This window comes from Kribbella deserti, assembly GCF_042434725.1.
Classification (GTDB): domain Bacteria; phylum Actinomycetota; class Actinomycetes; order Propionibacteriales; family Kribbellaceae; genus Kribbella; species Kribbella deserti.
In genome coordinates, this window is sequence record NZ_JBHLTC010000006.1 from 357,092 (window position 1) to 374,145 (window position 17,054).

Below are 17,054 nucleotides of genomic sequence, written 5' to 3' on the forward strand. Positions count from 1 at the left end.
GCGGCGCTCCTTACTTGGCCACGAGCAGACGCGGCCGACCGATGGCGGGAGGGAGGTTGCGCGCGAGATAGGCGGCGCCAGCGGCGGCGTATGCCGCGTCGACGTAGCCGCCTGCGCGGGGACGGGTGAAGCGCCAGCCGTCACCGGAGTAGGTGCGGGTGGCGGAGGTGACCTGCGACGTCAGCAGCGGGTCACCGGGATGGATCAGGCGGCGGGCCTGGACCAGCTCGGAGAACTCCTGGCAGACGACGGCGACATCGGCGCCGGTGATCGGCTCGAAGCCGAGGCCCTTCAGCTCGGTGGCCAGTGCGGCGGCCGGGCCGGTGGGGAAGAACCCACGAGCGCGGGCGTTTACACGCTCCACCCACTCGGCAAGCGAGGGACTGTCCTCGGTGCTCACCCGCATGGCCGAGGGGGAGTCCCACGCGGCCACGACCTCCACCTGTACGGCGCCGGAGTCGCGCTCGGCGGCGGCCAGGAGGCTGACGTGGCGAAGGTCGGGGGATACGTCCAGGACGAGGGCCACGCGCTCGCGGACGTCGTCCATGACGGCGGCGACGTCGGCGCCCTCGGTCCACTGCGCCGGGTCGATGGCGCCGTTGAGGGCCTCGACCCGCTGGCACAGCACCTCGGTGCGGAACACGGCCGGTGGGTCGGTGGCCAGGCTCATCCGGATGGCGTCGGCCGACAGCGTGTAGCCCAGTGAGGGGTTCGCGGCGGCCCATGCCTCGATGTCGTCCAGGGCGGCGCCGTCCGGCGCGCTCCACTCGAAGATTCCGACGCGGTCGTCTCCGCCGGCCAGGGCGATCTCACGTAGCGAGTTGAGGACCAGGGAGTGGTCAGACCCGGCGTTGGAGATGCCGACGATGAGGGCGTTGGGGCGGGCACTGGTCGTCTTGGACAGCGCGGCCCAGGCGCCCCACGTTGCGTGTTCGCGCAGCTCGTCCAAGATCAGCAGATCCACCGACAGGCCACGGCCCGCGCTGGGAGTCGCCGCCGAAATGCGGTAGCGGCCCTTGGCCGTGGCGTCTCGCTTGCCCTTCGCGGCGATCTCGGCGGGGTCCGCAATAGCGAACTCTTGATCACCGTTCGTACGGCGAACGCGGATGATCTCGGCGTCCAGCTCGGGGACCGACTGCGCCAGCTCTACCGCCTTGCCCCACGACTCTTTCGCGATGTCCAGGGACTGGGCAGCGCCGAGGATCAGGCGGGAGTGGCCGAGGTAGAGCAGCGTCAGGGCAAGGATCTTCAGGAGCGTCGTCTTGCCGTTCTGGCGGGCCACCAGAGTCAGGACGGTGCCGAATCGGAACCGGCCATCCTCGGTCAGCTCAAGGGCGTGGAGTGCCCACCAGCGTTGCCACGGAAGCAGTGGCTCACCGAGCATCTCGGCAAAGGCAATGACCGCGTGGCCGAGCGTCGCGTTCGGCTCGGAGAGGTCACGGAGTGGCGGCGTCCACAGGCGCGGCACCGTCTTGCCCAGGACCGAACTGGTCACGGAGCGCCTCCAGGCGGGACGGGGCCGCCGGGGTCGGTGCGGCGTCGGTGGGCTTTGCAGGGCCACCCGCGGCGCGTGCCTTCGGCGTCAGGGCCAGTGACTCCAGAACGCGGAGCAGGCCGGGGCCGAGGTCTTTCAGGGCATCGGCCTTTCCGATCGCGGCGTCCAACTCCTCGGCGTAGGCGAGGGCGAGCGCGGCGGCGGCCTTGTCGGGGTGGTCGTGGGTCTGCTCCTGGACGGCGGCGGTCAGCTTGGACACGGCACCTCCACAGGCAGTGACATCGGGGGGAGAGAAATCAGGCGGCGGTGATCTGGCCGCCAGCCGGGCCGGGAAAAACACGGCCGAGTTGGCGGCGGGGAACTGAGCGGTTCACCACTGCGTGCGTGGGCGCGGCTTCGGCGTCAAGGTCCGTGGGTCGCCGCGCTCCAGGTTGCAGGGCTCGCACGCCGCGCGCAGATCTTCCAGTGACTCGCTCAGGCCACGGCCGAGGATGTGGTCAACGTGAGTGGCCCGCCCCCTGCATTTCGGTCCACGGATCTGACAGCGGTAGCCGTCACGCTGTAGGACGAGCAGGCGCGTGCGGCGCCAGGCAGCGTCCACCGGATGAGTGGCCCACGACAACGGGACTCCTCGGTGGACGCGGATGGGTGGACCGCCTAGGGCTCGAACCTAGGACCCGACGCTTAAGAGGCGCCTGCTCTACCAACTGAGCTAGCGGTCCATGACAGGGGCCAGGCCCCGGGTGTGCGGGCCTGGCAGGGGGGTGGGGCATGCGACAGGACCCCTGCCCACCAAGAGGCGGGGGAGGGGTGGTTGTAGCGCGTGAGGGGGTGGGGGTGTTTACGCGTGCTCGGTGCAGCGGGCCTCTGGCTTGCCGTTGCTGAGAGCAACGTGGGCAGCGGGAGCCAGGCACTTGCGGCCATGGCCGTCCCTGAGCTGGCAGGTGTAGCGATCCCGGCGCAGAGTGCGCAAACGGTCGCGGGGGTTCATGTACTCGGTACGGGACTCGAACCCGTGCGTTCCGCGTGAGAAGCGGAGAGGCTGCCAACTACCCCAACCGAGCGGGGGTCGCGGCGCGCTCAACCTGGGAGCTAGGCCAGTGGGCGGACCACCTCGCCATCCTGGCTCGGAACCGGGGAGCGCGCCGCGACGCGAAACCACCCCTAGTACCGGTAGGCCCGGTGGCTGGGGTGGTAGATCAGAACGTCAGCCGGTGCACACTCGGCACACAGGGACGCGCCCGTCCTCGCTGTCAGCGGAACGGGCGAAGGTGGACAACGTGCGCTCCTCGGAGCAGTGCTCACAGCACTTGGTCAGGGCCACCGGCTCGGAGACGGCTGCGGGCATAGCCGCGTCGTCAGGGGCCGACTGAACGGCCTTGGACCTCGTCACAGCCGATCTCCCCTCAGACATGGGTGACCCCCTGCCTGGCCACCGCATAGTGCGCGTGGGCCACGGTCAGGGGGCCTCATAGATGAGTTGTGTCAGCCGGGTGGGTGGTGCCCGGCTACGGGCGTGTAAACGTCATGCCACAAGGGCGCCCGGAACATACAGTTCCGGCTTGGTAGCGTCGGCCGCGAATGGCGCACTCTCCAAGATCTGAAGACGTGCGGGGTCGATTCCGCGACGCCCCTTCTTGCCTGGAAGCACCCTGACTGAGTACGTCATGGCCAGCATCTCGCGCCGCCCGTGGACGTCCTCAATAGCCCACTGCTCGGCCACCGTACGGCCGGAGGGTACGAGCTCAACCACTAGTTCCTGTGGGATGCCCTCCGCAACCACGCGGGCCGCCTGAGCTGCTTGGAGAGCCTCGAAGTTCTCCGGTGTTGCGGCCTCACCGAGCGCGGCCAATGCGGCGGCCTCCCTGTGCTGGGCCGCCTCAACATCTGCTGCCCCCGACACTTCGGCGCGAAGCACGAAGTACGGGCGATCCCCGAACGCGCCTAGGTACCTGTCCTCGAAGAAGCGTTCCAGCGCCACGGCGGAGACTGAGGGCGGGTGCTCGCAGGTGCCACCCGCGCTGTACGCGTTTTGGCAGCGGTAGGTGATGAAACCACCCGGATAGCGCGGATCATCGCGGCGGGCGACCTGCATGACCTTGTCACACGACCAGCACCATAGAAGGCCCGACAGGAGCCGGGAGGGCTTGCGACCCCCTTTGCCCTTGCGAGCGTCTGGCGTACGCACCTTCAGGGCGCGGCGGAGGGCGGCACGCTGGTCAGGCGTCAAGACGTCCTCAGAGGCGGCAGACGGAGTCACGGTGAGGATCTGCCGAACCGTGACACGAGACCATGCCTCAGCGCGACGAGGCTTCATACCGTCAGGCCCGTTCATGAAGCGAACGACGGACGACAGGTTGGCCTGTCCAGTCTTGGGGTCCACGGAGGCCAGGCAGAGGCGCGCGGCCTCACGAAGGACTGCCGCCTCAGCCTCGCGGATGCCCAAGTAGGCGCCAGTTGGGACTACGCCGGTCACCGGGTTGGCAGGGCCGACGGGGCGGCGGACGATCTCCCAACCGAACGGAGGCTGTCCGCCGGAGAACCGGCCCTGAGCCTTAGCGCGGGCAGCCCGAGCACGGTTGCGGTGCTTGATCCGCTCCAGTTCCTCCCGAGCGAATTCGGCCTTGATCAGGAACTGAATACGGAACGCGACGCCGTTGTTTGAGTCCAAGCCGTTCAGGTCGAGCAGGCGTGCGGGCTGACGCACGATGCTGCCGGTGACAGGGTCCTTGCCCTCGTGAACGTCCAAGATCATGGCGGCGACGTTCAGACCCTCTCGGGTCATCCGGTCGACGTGCCACGCCATCATGTTGGCCGCTCGGCACTCCCGGACGTCATCCAGCCAGGCACCGAATTCCGGGCGGTCGCGTACTGAGCCAGACTTACCGTCGTCCAGGTGCTCCGCAACGACGCGGAACCCTCGCCGCGCGGCCTCGGCGCGAAGGTCGGCCATCATGCCATCACCGGACATGTTGTCTTCGCCGGCGGCGTTGCTGAGTCGGGCGTACAACGTGACGGTGTCTAGCGGGGCCGACGGTAGAACGATGCTGCGACTGCGAGCCACGGAAACTCCCTCAGGTCATAACCACCTCGACCCGGGGAGTTGAGTCAGCGAGACGGTTCAAACCCGCCCGCTGGGACCTTCTTCCCTACGTGAGGTGATGTGCTTCTGAAGGCATGACCGATCCGGCGGTCATCCACTGGGTGTCGCCGTTGGAGATGACGCCGCCACCACCGTTCGAGTCGGAGTGCGCCATGATCCCGTCGAGCATGTAGGTGACGGTCTCGAAACCGCGGTGCGGGTGCCACGGCGTGCCGACCGGCTCACCCGGCGCATACTCCACCTCGCCCATCTGGTCCATGTGGATGAACGGGTCCAGGTCGCGCATGTCCACCCCGGCGAACGCCCGGCGGACGGGAAATCCCTCGCCCTCGAAACCGCTCGGCGCGGTGGTGACGGAACGAACCGCGCGCTCGGTCGCGATCGCCGGGTCCGGCAGATCGACGCGGGGCAGCACGGTGATGTCGGAGACGGTCACGGCGGGCATGGGTGGCTCCTCGGTCTCAGTTAGTTCAAGAATAAACTATCTGATCCAACCGCGCCACCGCCGACCGCATTCCCATGCCCCCGAAAGCCGGCCTCAACCTTTCCGGCCCGGGCATGCTCTTCATTGGGTGTAAGAGGAAGCCAGTCGGGAGGAGCGCCCGTGCCACGGGACGAAGGGTTCGCGGAGTACGCCGCGGTCCGGCAGCAGCGGCTGTATCGCCAGGCCTATCTGCTCTGCGGTGATCGGGACAAGGCCCAGGATCTGGTGCAGAGCACGCTGCTGAAGCTGTACCGGGCCTGGCCGTCGGTCCAGCGGGCCGACAACGTCGACGCCTACAGCTACAAGACGCTGGTCCGCACCTTCGTCGACGGCGAACGGCGCTGGCGCCGGGAGCGGGACTGGTTCCGCCGTCCGGACGCGGCGCGGGCGCCCCGTTCGGACGACCTGCGGATGACGCTGCTGGCCGCGCTGGCGGAACTCCCGGCGAAGGCCCGGGCGGTGGTGGTGCTGCGGTATTGGGAGGACCTCAGTATCGAGCAGACCGCCAGCGCCCTCGGCTGCAGCACCGGAACGGTCAAGTCGCACAGTTCCCGCGCGCTGGCGGTGTTGCGGGACCGGCTCGGCGACGACTTCCACGCTCTCGTTACACCCTGAGGAGAACACCATGACCAACGATTTCGATCTCAAGCGGGCCTTCGATTCTGAACTCGACGGGCTGGAGCCGATGCCCGACGTCGTACCGGCGACCGTTGTCGCTGGGCGGCGCAGTGTGCGGCGGCGCCGGCTGGCCGGTGCCCTGGGCGGCGTGCTGGCCGGTTCCGGCCTGGTGGTGGGGGCAGTCGCGATGATGCCCGGACCGGACACACAAGTCGCCGGACCGGGGATCGCGCCACCGCCACAGTCCCTGCCCAGTACCGCGCCCATCCCCAGCAACGGGTCGACGCCCAGCAACGGACCGTCGGGCACGCCCAGCTCCGGATCGACGGCCAAGTACACCGGGCCCCCGACCTGGTTCCGCAAGAAGATCGCGACCGAGTTGTCCGCCGTACTACCGGACCAGTTCGGTCCGGTGACCGCCGTCATTCCCGAGCGTGAAGGCGCGCGCGGCTACCGGGTGACCGCCGGGGGAAGGACCTTCACGATCACTTTCAACTTCAGCAAGCCGATTCCGGGGCATCCGCCCACCACTTGCGAGCCGCCCGGCCCGCGGAACCGGGTGGTCAGTTGCGCCACCCGGGTCCTGCCCAACGGCGGCCGGGCGATGTCGGATCACCACCCGGACACCGGCTCCACCCTGTCCACGGTCACGCTGACGGCGTTGATCCACGGCCATGCGGTCGAGCTGTACGTCTTCCCCACCAACTCGGTGGAGCCGCCGCTCACTGACCGGGAGATGCTCGACGTGGCCGCGGCGCCACGCTTCGCCGCGCTGGTCCAGGAGTGGGCGTCGCACCCGGAGTGGGTGGTGGACGCGACCTGGCCGGGCGCGAGCCAGACCCAGCCGTCATCCTCCACGCCGTCGAGCTGATCGGCTCGACGCAGGCCGATCGGTCCGTTGCTCCGGACCGATCGGCCCAGTGGTCAGACCTTGGCCAATTCCTTGTCCTCGGTGCCGGTGGTAGTGCGCAGGGTTTCGCCTTCGATGTCGACCTTCGGCGTGATCCGGTCCAGCCAGCGCGGGAATGACCAGGCGCGGTCGCCGATCAGCGTGAGCACGGCCGGTACCAGCGTCATCCGAACCACGAAGGCGTCGATGAGTACGCCGATGGTCAGGCCGAAGCCGATCGTTTTGATCACCGGGTCGTGCACGAAGATGAAGCCCGCGAACACCGCCGCCATGATCAGCGCGGCCGCCGTCACCACCCGGGCGCCATGGCCGACACCCGCGATCGTGGCCTCCCGGGCGTGCAGGCCGTGCACGAACTCCTCCCGCACCCGGGACACGATGAAGACCTCGTAGTCCATCGCCAGGCCGAACAGAATGCCCATCATGATGATCGGCAGGAAGCTGACCATCGGCCCGGGGTGGTCCACGCCGAGCAGTTCGGCGCCCCAGCCGTTCTGGAAGACCGCGACCGTGATGCCGAAGGTGGCACCGATCGTGAGCAGGAAGCCCAGCGTGGCCTTCAGCGGGACCAGTAGCGAGCGGAAGGCCAGCATCAGCAGCAGGAACGACAGCCCGATGACCACTAGCAGGTACTTCGGCAGGGCCGCGGCCAGTTTGGCCGACACGTCCACCCCGACCGCGGTCTGACCGGTCACGGCGACAGAACCGGAACCAGGCTGTACGGCGTCGCGGATGGCCCGAACCAGGTCAGCCGTGGCCTCCGTGTTGGGCCCGCTGGCAGGGAGCACCGTCACCAGCTGCGTCGTACCGGCCTGGCTGGCCGGACCGGGGGCGACCGCCGCCACGTCGGGCAGGCCCTGCACGGTCTTCATCACCTGGCCGGTCAGGGCCTTTGTTGCCTCAGGCGTCGATTCCTTCACCACCACGACGAGCGGCCCGTTCGAGCCCGGGCCGAAGGCGGCCGTCGACAGGTCGTACGCGATTCGCTGGTTCGATCCGGCGGGAGCCGTGGAACCGTCGGGCAGGGCGAGCTGCAGGTCCTGCGTCGGCAGGGCCAGTACGCCGAGGCCGACCACGCCGGCGATGACCACCGGTACGCGGAATCGCGTCACCAGCCGGGCCCAGCGGAAGCCGAAGCCCTCCTTCGCCGCGACCGGAACAGCGGCCGCGGCCGCCGTACGGGCCTTGCGCGACAGGATCCGCGTGCCGAGGAAGCCAAGCATGGCGGGCAGCAAGGTGATGGCAACCAGTACGGCGGTCAGTACGGTGGCTGCCGCGGCGAGGCCCATCGCAGTCAGGAAGGGCACTCCCACGAGGCTCAACCCGGCCAGGGCGATAACAACCGTCGCACCCGCGAACAAGACGGCGGAACCGGCTGTAGCGGTTGCACGTGCTACGGACTCTTCTACGTCCATCCCCTCCGCTAGCTGGCTGCGATGGCGTGAGCTGATGAACAAGGCGTAGTCGATACCAACGGCCAGACCGAGCATCAACGCCAAGATCGGTGCGGTCGAGGAGACGTCGACGAAAGCGGTCAGTGCGAACAGCCCGGCCATACCCGCGATAACCCCGGCGAGCGCGGTCAGCAGCGTCATACCGGCCGCAAGCAGCGAGCCGAACGTGATCACCAGGACAAGAGCCGCGATGGCCACACCAACGGCCTCGGTGGCGCCGATCTCCGGCACACTGCCGACGATGCCGCCACCAGGCGCGACCTGCAGGCCGGCGGCACGACCGGCCGCGCCGACCTCGTCGTACGCCTCCGTGGTTGCCTTGGGCAACTCATCGGCGGTCTTGCCGAACTGGACCGAGATCAGGCCCGTACTGCCGTCCGGGCTGATCGCCTTGGTGGTGTACGGATCCATGGCCATGACCACGTCGGGCACCTTGGTCACCTCGGCCACGGTGGCCATCACGGCGGCCTTCACCGCGGGCGACTGCAGCGTCTGACCGGCCGGCGCCTTGACCACGACCGAGCCGTTCGCGCCGCTCGCCGCGGGCAGGGCCGTCTTCAGGTCGTCCAGTGCGCGCTGCGACTCGGTACCGGGAATGGAGAAGGCGTTCACGGTCTGGCCGCCGAGCGCGAAGGCGGCGACGCCGAGGGCCGCGAGGAGCAGGGCCCAGATCGACGCCACCAGCCGGCGGTGCAGATAGGAGTACCGGCCGAGCCGGTAGAGCAGGTTCGCCATGGGGTTCCGTTCGCAGGGGTCGGGCGGTTAGGAAAGAGCGGGAAGGAGCCGGCTCATCGCCGTACGGCAGATCAGGCGGAGCTCGTCGTCCGGGCGATTGGCCGGATCGCGGCACTCCGCGAGCATGCCGTTCAGCGCGTAGCGGGCCATGGCCAGCTCGAGCTCGTCGTCGGTACCGGCCAGCAGGCCGAGCAGCTGCTCGCCGAGGGCCAGCAGGCCGGAGAACTCCGGCTGCTCGCCGAGAATCGGAATGATCTCGTTCAGCACGGTGATCAGGCCGCGCGCCTGCACCGACAGCTCGATGAACGCCGTCGCCGCGTGCTCCTGCGCCTGGGCGGGCGGCAGCGTGGCGGCTTCCGCGACCAGCGCCGCCAGTTGCTGCGTGGGTGGCTCCAGGACCGAGGCGAGCACGCCCGGCTTGCCGTTGAAGTGGTAGAGCACGGTCGCCTTCGAGCAGCCGACCGCCGAGGCGATGTCCTGCAGGGAGGTGGCCGCATAGCCCTTGGTCCCGAACAGGCGGATCGCCTCGTTCACGATGTCGCGCCGGGTCCGCTCGCGGACGGGAATCGCTGCCATGGCAACGAGCTTAACTGACCGCCTGGCCAGTTTTGAACCAGTCGGTCAGTGAAATGGCCCACAGGCCCCGGTGAGCCCCCGCACCAGCGCGGTCGTGGCCGGTGGCAGACTTCCTCCTTGTGACGGCACAGATTCTGGACGGCAAGGCCACCGCGGCGTCGATCAAGGACGAGCTGACCCAGCGGGTGGCGAAACTGGCCGAGGCGGGCATCGTGCCGGGGCTCGGCACGATCCTGGTCGGCGAGGACCCGGGCAGCCGGGCGTATGTGGCGGGTAAGCACCGCGACTGCGCGGCCGTCGGCATCGCCTCGATCCAGGTCGAGCTGCCCGACACGGTCAGCCAGGCCGAGCTCGAGGCCAAGGTCCGCGAGCTGAACGAGGACCCGGCCTGCACCGGCTTCATCGTGCAACTGCCGCTGCCGAAGCACATCGACACCAACGCGATCCTCGGCCTGATCGACCCGGACAAGGACGCCGACGGCCTGCACCCGGTCAGCCTCGGCAAGCTCGTGCTCGGCCAGGACGGGCCCCTGCCCTGTACGCCGAAGGGCTGCGTCGAGCTGCTCCGCCGGTACGACGTCCCGATCGCCGGCGCGCACGTCGTGGTCGTCGGCCGCGGTGTTACCGCCGGACGCCCGATGGGCCTGCTTTTCACCCGGCGCAGCGAGAACGCCACCGTCACCCAGTGCCACACCGGCACGAAGGACCTGGCCGCGGTGGTCCGGACGGCCGACATCGTCATCGCGGCGGCCGGATCCGCCGGGCTGATCACGGCCGACATGGTCAAGCCGGGCGCCGTACTGATGGATGTCGGTACCAGCCGTGGCGCCGACGGCAAGATCGTCGGCGACATCGAGGGCGCGGCCCGCGAGGTGGCGAGCTGGATCGCCCCGATGCCCGGTGGAGTCGGCCCGATGACCCGCGCGATGCTGCTCAGCAACGTGGTCGAGGCCGCCGAAGCGGCTGCCGGCTGATGCCACCCGCGCAAACCACCGTACGGCGGGAGTGGCCGCTGGCGCTGTCCGTACTGGTCGGGCTGGCGGGCCTGTTCATGCTCACCTTCGACAGCTGGCGCCGGGGGGCCGCCCTGATCGCGGCCGGCGTGCTCCTGGCCGCGTTCCTCCGGCTGGTACTCAGCGACGACCGGGCCGGCCTACTCCGCGTCCGCGGCCGCACTTTCGACATCTTCTTCCTCGGCGGCGCCGGCGCCGTGATCTTCCTGCTCGCCGTCATCATCCCGAACTGATCCACCAGGAGCTGTGCCGGGCTGAAACGACAGCGTCCGGGTCACCCGTGAGGGTGGCCCGGACGCTGGTTGTTCGGTAGCGGCAGGTCAGCCCAGCAGGCCGAGGGCCTGGACGGCGTCGCGCTCTTCGCCGAGTTCGGTGGCGCTGGCGTCGATGCGGGCGCGGGAGAACTCGTTGATCTCGAGGCCCTGGACGATTTCGTAGTTACCGTTCGAGGTGGTGACCGGGAAGGACGAGATCAGGCCCTCCGGTACGCCGTACGAGCCGTCGGAGACGACCGCCATCGAGGTCCAGTCGCCCTCGGCGGTGCCCTTCAGCCAGTCCCGAGCGTGGTCGATCGTGGCGGCCGCGGCGGAGGCGGCGCTGGACGAGCCGCGGGCCTCGATGATGGCGGCGCCGCGCTTCTGCACGGTCGGAATGAAGTCGTTCTCGAGCCACGCCTGGTCGTTGACCAGCTCGGCCGCGTTCTTGCCGGCCACCTCCGCGTGGAAGATGTCCGGGTACTGGGTGGCCGAGTGGTTGCCCCAGATCGTCATCTTGCGCAGGTCGTTGACCGAGGTGCCGGTCTTGCGCGAGAGCTGGGCCAGCGCGCGGTTGTGGTCCAGCCGGGTCAGCGCGGAGAAGCGCTCGGCCGGGATGTCCGGCGCGTTGCTCTTGGCGATCAGCGCGTTGGTGTTGGCCGGGTTACCGGTCACGGTGACGCGGATGTCGTCGGCGGCGTGCTCGTTCAGCGCCTTGCCCTGCACGGTGAAGATCGCGCCGTTGGCCTCGAGCAGGTCACCGCGCTCCATGCCCTTGGTCCGCGGGCGGGCGCCGACCAGCAGGGCCACGTTCGCGCCGTTGAAGATGGTGTTGGCGTCGTCGCCGATCTCGACCCCGGCCAGCGTCGGGAACGCGCAGTCGTCCAGCTCCATCACGACACCCTCGAGCGCCTTCAGCGCCGGGGTGATCTCAAGCAGCCGCAGCTCGACGGGCGTGTCCGGCCCGAGCAGCGCACCACTGGCGATCCGGAACAGCAAGCTGTAGCCGATCTGGCCGGCGGCGCCGGTGACGGCGACCTTCACGGGTGTATTACTCACGACACGCTCCAAACGACAGACTCGAAATGGCGGAGAGGACTCCGTCCGGACGTTAGCAATCCGCGCGAAGCGACACACCCGTGGGTGCCTGTTAGCTCCATTACGCGCGCCGGCCCGAGCGCGCCACGGTGGGGCGCCCGGGCCGGGTGCGGACGGTCAGGCCATCACGCCGATCGCCTTCTGGTGGGCGATCGTCACGCTGTAGAAGCTGGTGCTGCCGCCGACCCGCTGGAACGTGACGCGCCACGGGCCGAAGTACGCCTCCCGGCTCGGGCCGTTGATGCCGGCGACCGCCCAGTCGGAGATCTCCTTCAGCGCCGGGTCGATCGCGCCGATGTGCGGCGTCATCCGGCGCATCGCGTTACTGGTCGACGGCACCTCACCGTGCTCGGCCATCACCACGATTTTGTTGATACCGGCCGGCTCGTCGACGACCGTGAAAGTCGCTCGGGCGTCGAACGGCGGCTCGTTCATGATCGCGTCGAACTTCGAATCCGTGCACTCCAGCCGGTCCGGCTCGGTGCTCAGACCGTCTTCGAAGTGGCACTTCATACCGGTCGCCGTGAGCTTCGGCAGCGCCTGCTCCTTGGTCGTGGTCAGCGGCGCCGAGTTGGGCGCGAACGCGCCGGAGAAGCCCTTCTTGACCAGCACCTTTTCGAGCCGGCTGCCGCGCGGATCGCTGGGCACGTACATGCCCCAGGTAAGTTTCTCGCCGCCGGCCAGGAAGACCTCGACATCGGCCGCGGGCAGGATCTGGGAGACCATCGCGCGACGCAGATCCAGGGTGGTATCACCATGACCCTGCGCCTGCAGCTCGGCGGCGATCACGGTCCCGGCCTGGTCGGCCAGCAGAGTGAGGGCGGCATGGTCGGTCGGCTCGAAGCCCTGCTTGATCGGGTACTTCTTGCCGTACGAGCACAGCCGCAGGTCCATCGCCGTGTCCGAGTGCCGCGTGCACGTGTAGCCCTTGGCGACCAACGCCGCCTGGACCCGTTCCGACTGGCCCGGGTCTGCGGCCCACGGTCCGTTGAGCCCTTCGCTGCCCGGCGTCGGCGTGCCGTCCGTGGCCGGCGTGTCCCCCGTGGACGGTGTCTCGCTCGCGGCGGGCGTATCTGTTGGCGAGGGGTTCGTTGCGACCGGCTCTTCCGATCCACACGCCACCAATGCCAGCGTCAGTAGTACGGCGGCCCCCGCCGCCGTCGCCCTGCGCCCGTGTCCCATCACATTCCTCCCGAAGTCAGACCTACCTCCGGAAGCTACCGCGATTCATACGCGTGTTTGACCGTTTTGCACGAACCTGCAACGACAATGAGGAAATGGAACGACAGGTGGCCGGCGGTCTGGCCGAGATCGAGGCAGCCCCGGACGGAACGTTCGTCCTGCGGGTCGACGGCTCCTTGCAGTCCCAGGTCGACCTGGCCGACCCGGCCAACCTCAGCTTCGAGTACATGCGCCGTATCGGCGACGTGCTGGACGCGGTCGAGGCCCGCCGCCAGCCGATCTCGGTACTGCACATCGGCGGCGCCGCGCTCACCCTGCCAAGGTACGTCGCGACCACCCGGCCCAGGTCGCGCCAGATCGTGCTGGAGCCGGACGAGGATCTGACCGAGTTCGTTCGCGAGGCCCTGCCGGTGCCGAAACGCGCGGGTATCAAGGTCCGCGGCACCACCGGACGAGCCGGGATCGCCGACGTGTACGACGACTCGGTGGACGTGGTGATCGTGGACGCGTTCGTTCGCGAGGCCGTGCCGGCGAACCTGGTCACCACCGAGTTCGCGGCCGAATGCCTGCGGGTGCTGCGGCCCGGGGGAGTCGCGGTCTTCAACCTCATCGATGGTACGGCGGGCCTGGCCTTCGTGCGCCGGGTGGCCGCCACCCTGCAGGCGGATTTCGGCCACGGCGCGGCGCTGGCGGAACGCAAGGTCTTCCGCGGTAAGGCCTTCGGCAACGTCATCCTCGCCGCCTCCCGACAGCCCCTGCCGGATCTCACTTCCGCGGCGCGCAAGGCCCAACCGCCGTACGAGGTGCTGGCTTTGCAGGAACTGGCGGGCAAGGCCGTCCCCTTGACCGACGCCGAACCCTTCACCACCCCAACCGCCCCCGCCGGCACCTTCCGCTAGCCCGCCTCTTCCACCTTCTTGTCCACTCGCGGAGAAGAGGTTCAGACGCGTCCACTCGCGGACAAGAAGGAGGGTGGTCGGTAGGTTGGGGGTGTGGCGGAGATCGTGGAGGTTTGGGTTTATCCCGTGAAAGGGCTGGCGGGGATTTCGCTGCCGGCGGCCGAGGTGGGGTACGCCGGGGTGCGGGGTGACCGCGAGTTCATGCTGGTGGATCCGCGGGACGGGGTTTTCCTCAGCCAGCGCACGGTTCCGGCGATGGCGGCGGTGCGAACGGCGATGGCGGCCGACGGTACCGGGATGCGGTTCAGCGTGGCGGGCGCGGACGACCTCGAGGTCGGCGTAGTTCCGGACGGACCGCGACGCGACGTGAGCCTGTTCGGCAAGTGGTTCGGCCCGGCGGTGGACCAGGACCCGGCCGCCGAGAAGTGGTTCACCGAGGTGCTCGACAGGCCCGCGACCCTCGTCCGGGTGACGCCGGAGCACCAGCGCCCGGGCTGGGGAGTGAACCCGGGCCAAAGCGGTTTCGGAGATGCGCACGCCCTGCTGATCACCTCGCTGGCCTCGCTCGACGAGCTGAACGCGCGCATCGTCGAGACCGGTGGCGAGCCCATCCCGATGAACCGGTTCCGGCCGAACCTGGTGGTGTCCGGCTGGCCCGAACCGCACACCGAGGACAAGGTGCTCAAGGCAACGATCGGCTCGGTGGCGATCGGCTATTCGGCCCGCGCGATCCGTTGCGCCGTACCGACGATCGATCAGGCGACCGGCGTTCGCAGCGGGCCCGAGCCGACGCGGACCCTCGCGACGTACCGGCGCCAACCGGATTACGGCGGCGGCGTCAGCTTCGGCATGAAGGCCGCGGTGCTCGCCCCCGGCGCGATCACGGCCGGCGACGAGTTCGTTGTCACCGAGTGGCTCCCGGAAGGGCCTGACCCGGCTCCCTTCACTCGATAGTGCACGCAGGGTCCGGGATCGAGCGCGTTGCGTGAACGATCCCTAGCCGTTCACGACGCGGACGCCGTACGGTCGCGTGGTGGTCGCGCGATGCTGGTTCACCCGGCTGAAGGTGACCCGGCAGACCCTGACCCGTAAGGAGATCCCGGTGCCCACCGCCCTGACCCGGAAAATCGTCGCCGCCGCGGCGACCACCGTCACCTTCGGAGGCCTCGCGCTGGCCCCCGTCGTGACCACCGCGAAGCCCGCCGCCACCACTCCCACGACCGCGCAGGCCCAGTACGGCGGCGGCGATCCGTCGTTCGTGGTGGTCGGCCATCGCGGCGCCTCGGGGTACCGCCCCGAGCACACCCTCGCGTCGTACGAGCTGGCCGCCCGGATGGGGGCCGACTACATCGAGCCCGATCTGGTCGTCACCAAGGACAAGGTGCTGGTGGCCCGGCACGAGCCGGAGATCGGCGGCACCACCGATGTCGCCGCGCACCCGGAGTTCGCCGCGCGCAAGAAGACCAAGATGCTCGACGGCATCGCGCTGACCGGCTGGTTCACCGAGGACTTCACCCTGGCCGAGCTGCGCACGCTCCGGGCCAAGGAGCGCATCCCGGCGCTTCGCCAGCACAACACCTTGTACGACGGCCGCTACCAGGTACCGACCTTCCAGGAGGTCATCGACCTGTCCAAACGCTTGTCGCGCGAACTCGGCCGGACGGTCGGTATCTACCCGGAGACCAAGCACCCGACGTACTTCCAGCAGCAGGGTCTCGCGCTCGAGCCGCTGCTGGTGAAGGCCCTCACCAAGAACGGGCTGAACCACCGGGGCGCGAAGGTTTTCGTCCAGTCGTTCGAGGTGTCCAACCTGCGCGCGATGAAGCGTGACCTGCGGGTGCCGTTGGTACAGCTGCTCGACTCGCTCGACGCCGCGCCGTACGACTTCGTGGCCAAGGGAGATCCGCGGACCTATGGCGATCTGGTCACTCCGGCCGGTCTTCGCGAGATTTCGTCGTACGCCGCGGGTATTGGGCCGTGGAAGGACACGGTCATTCCGCGGGATGCGGCCGGACGCCTGACCAAGCCGACGACGTTGGTCGCTGACGCGCACCGGGTCGGGCTGAAGGTTCACCCGTACACCTTCCGCGCGGAGAACAACTTCGTGCCGCTGGAGTACCGCAAGAGCACCAACCCGGCCGAGTACGGGGATCTGCTGGGCGAGCTCGACGCATTCCGCAAGGCCGGGGTGGACGGCGTCTTCAGCGACAACCCGGACGTAGCCGTCGCCTACCGCACCGAGGTCCTCAACCCCCGCTGATCCCGCTTCCATTCGGGGCGGACCCTCCTGCCCAGTTGGCGACCACTCACGGCCGGCCTACCGCCGCGAGTGGTCGCCAATGGTCGGGGGTTTGTTCGTCCGCACTCGTAGCCCTGGGTGGGTCTGCGAGTGGTCGGGTGGAGTATGGCCGATTGCGGGAGCGATCCCGTGCGGGCTCGGGCGATCGCGTCGGCTTGGTTCGGTGCGGGCTCGGGTGATCGCGTCGGGTTGGTTCCGTGCGGGGTCGGGTGATCTCGTCGGGCTCGGTTGCGCGGGCGGTTCGCCGTACGGCGTGGCGGTATTCCGTTCATCGGGCCCTTGTGACGCGGCGTGTCGAGGTTCATCGGGCCCTTGTGACCAAGAGGTGGAACCTCTCGCGGAAGCAGGCGCTCATCGGTCCGAATCCGCCCTCTCCGGTAGGCGTGTAGAACCCCGCGCTCGCACCGACGCCGCGAGTGCGCCGAGGCCGCTGATCGAGCGGCCAGGCAGTCGTACGCTGGCCGCCCGCCTCGAAACTCAGGGGTCGACGTGTCAAGCAGGGGGTCGACGTCCGAGATTTGACGGGTCCACCCCCGATCTCACACGTCGACCCCCGAAATTCTCATCGCCCTCCGCATCCACGGACGCGATCCGCCCACGCGGTGCAAAGGGCGCGCTCTGGGGGTGGCTGGCCACTGCCCGCGTGGGTTACCACCCCGGAATCCCAGGTGGTAACCCACCGGCGCGATGGCTGGCCACCCACAGAACCACCGCAGGACAGCCGCGTCCGCGCATGGCGCCTCGAGACCGACGCAGGCCGTCTCCTATGACGTTCATCGGTCCGAATCTGCCCTCGTTGGCGGTTTCGGGCGAGCCGGTGCCGGGTTTTCGCGCGGCTACCGGGTTGGGGTGCGGCCGCTACCGGGTTGTTGTGCCGCTACCCGGTTGCAGAGCCTGTTGAGGAATGGGTTCGGGTGGTGGTGATGGGGTAGGG

The 17,054-nt window shown here is 69.0% G+C and carries 15 protein-coding genes and 2 tRNA genes; 7 read left to right on the plus strand and 10 right to left on the minus strand.

Annotated features, from left to right (window positions below; all coding sequences use genetic code 11):
• Positions 1–10: 10 nt before the first annotated feature.
• The 6 genes from ACFFGN_RS07145 to ACFFGN_RS07170 all read right to left on the minus strand — a co-directional run bounded on the left by ACFFGN_RS07145 (position 11) and on the right by ACFFGN_RS07170 (position 5,043).
• On the minus strand, positions 11–1,495 hold the full coding sequence (locus ACFFGN_RS07145; protein WP_380044531.1) for a terminase large subunit domain-containing protein: 1,485 nt from the start codon (positions 1,493–1,495) through the stop codon (positions 11–13).
• Entirely contained in the window at positions 1,437–1,754 is a 318-nt protein-coding gene (locus ACFFGN_RS07150; protein ID WP_380044532.1) for a terminase small subunit, read from the minus strand. Before ACFFGN_RS07150 ends, ACFFGN_RS07145 begins: the two co-directional genes overlap by 59 nt.
• Before the next feature lie 390 nt (positions 1,755–2,144).
• Positions 2,145–2,217, minus strand: a tRNA-Lys gene (locus ACFFGN_RS07155).
• A 270-nt stretch (positions 2,218–2,487) separates the two neighbouring features.
• Positions 2,488–2,559, minus strand: a tRNA-Glu gene (locus ACFFGN_RS07160).
• Between the two features lie 461 nt (positions 2,560–3,020).
• Positions 3,021–4,559 carry a recombinase family protein gene (locus tag ACFFGN_RS07165; RefSeq protein ID WP_380044533.1) on the minus strand — a complete coding sequence of 513 codons (1,539 nt, stop codon included), beginning with the start codon at positions 4,557–4,559 and terminating at the stop codon, positions 3,021–3,023.
• 85 nt (positions 4,560–4,644) lie between these two features.
• Positions 4,645–5,043: a pirin family protein gene (locus ACFFGN_RS07170; protein ID WP_380044534.1), complete on the minus strand. Its 399-nt coding sequence runs from the start codon at positions 5,041–5,043 to the stop codon at positions 4,645–4,647.
• A gap of 159 nt (positions 5,044–5,202) precedes the next feature.
• Here ACFFGN_RS07170 and ACFFGN_RS07175 point away from each other — a divergent pair, with 159 nt between their 5' ends.
• Complete coding sequence (locus ACFFGN_RS07175; RefSeq protein ID WP_380044535.1) at positions 5,203–5,697, plus strand: SigE family RNA polymerase sigma factor; 495 nt, start codon at positions 5,203–5,205, stop codon at positions 5,695–5,697.
• A 10-nt stretch (positions 5,698–5,707) separates the two neighbouring features.
• A complete protein-coding gene (locus ACFFGN_RS07180) occupies positions 5,708–6,571 on the plus strand; it encodes a hypothetical protein (RefSeq protein WP_380044536.1) in 864 nt (287 codons plus the stop codon).
• Between the two features lie 53 nt (positions 6,572–6,624).
• Here ACFFGN_RS07180 and ACFFGN_RS07185 read toward each other — a convergent pair whose 3' ends face one another.
• Together ACFFGN_RS07185 and ACFFGN_RS07190 are read right to left on the minus strand one after the other, a co-directional pair.
• Positions 6,625–8,799: an MMPL family transporter gene (locus ACFFGN_RS07185; protein ID WP_380044537.1), complete on the minus strand. Its 2,175-nt coding sequence runs from the start codon at positions 8,797–8,799 to the stop codon at positions 6,625–6,627.
• Between the two features lie 27 nt (positions 8,800–8,826).
• Positions 8,827–9,375 carry a TetR/AcrR family transcriptional regulator gene (locus ACFFGN_RS07190; protein ID WP_380044538.1) on the minus strand — a complete coding sequence of 183 codons (549 nt, stop codon included), beginning with the start codon at positions 9,373–9,375 and terminating at the stop codon, positions 8,827–8,829.
• Positions 9,376–9,494: 119 nt separating this feature from the next.
• Between ACFFGN_RS07190 and ACFFGN_RS07195 the strand changes: the two genes are divergently transcribed.
• Both ACFFGN_RS07195 and ACFFGN_RS07200 read left to right on the plus strand, forming a co-directional pair.
• Complete coding sequence (locus ACFFGN_RS07195; protein ID WP_380044539.1) at positions 9,495–10,349, plus strand: bifunctional methylenetetrahydrofolate dehydrogenase/methenyltetrahydrofolate cyclohydrolase; 855 nt, start codon at positions 9,495–9,497, stop codon at positions 10,347–10,349.
• Entirely contained in the window at positions 10,349–10,621 is a 273-nt protein-coding gene (locus ACFFGN_RS07200) for a DUF3017 domain-containing protein (protein ID WP_380044540.1), read from the plus strand. The genes ACFFGN_RS07195 and ACFFGN_RS07200 overlap by 1 nt, the downstream gene beginning before the upstream one ends.
• Before the next feature lie 87 nt (positions 10,622–10,708).
• Here ACFFGN_RS07200 and ACFFGN_RS07205 read toward each other — a convergent pair whose 3' ends face one another.
• Positions 10,709–11,701, minus strand: coding sequence for a malate dehydrogenase (locus ACFFGN_RS07205; protein ID WP_380044541.1), 993 nt, complete (start codon positions 11,699–11,701; stop codon positions 10,709–10,711).
• Positions 11,702–11,857: 156 nt separating this feature from the next.
• Entirely contained in the window at positions 11,858–12,922 is a 1,065-nt protein-coding gene (locus tag ACFFGN_RS07210; protein WP_380044542.1) for a hypothetical protein, read from the minus strand.
• A 95-nt stretch (positions 12,923–13,017) separates the two neighbouring features.
• Between ACFFGN_RS07210 and ACFFGN_RS07215 the strand changes: the two genes are divergently transcribed.
• The 3 genes from ACFFGN_RS07215 to ACFFGN_RS07225 all read left to right on the plus strand — a co-directional run bounded on the left by ACFFGN_RS07215 (position 13,018) and on the right by ACFFGN_RS07225 (position 16,081).
• Positions 13,018–13,821, plus strand: coding sequence for a spermidine synthase (locus ACFFGN_RS07215; protein WP_380044543.1), 804 nt, complete (start codon positions 13,018–13,020; stop codon positions 13,819–13,821).
• Between the two features lie 93 nt (positions 13,822–13,914).
• A complete protein-coding gene (locus ACFFGN_RS07220) occupies positions 13,915–14,775 on the plus strand; it encodes an MOSC domain-containing protein (RefSeq protein ID WP_380044544.1) in 861 nt (286 codons plus the stop codon).
• A gap of 79 nt (positions 14,776–14,854) precedes the next feature.
• Complete coding sequence (locus ACFFGN_RS07225) at positions 14,855–16,081, plus strand: glycerophosphodiester phosphodiesterase (RefSeq protein WP_380044545.1); 1,227 nt, start codon at positions 14,855–14,857, stop codon at positions 16,079–16,081.
• Positions 16,082–17,054 lie beyond the last annotated feature (973 nt).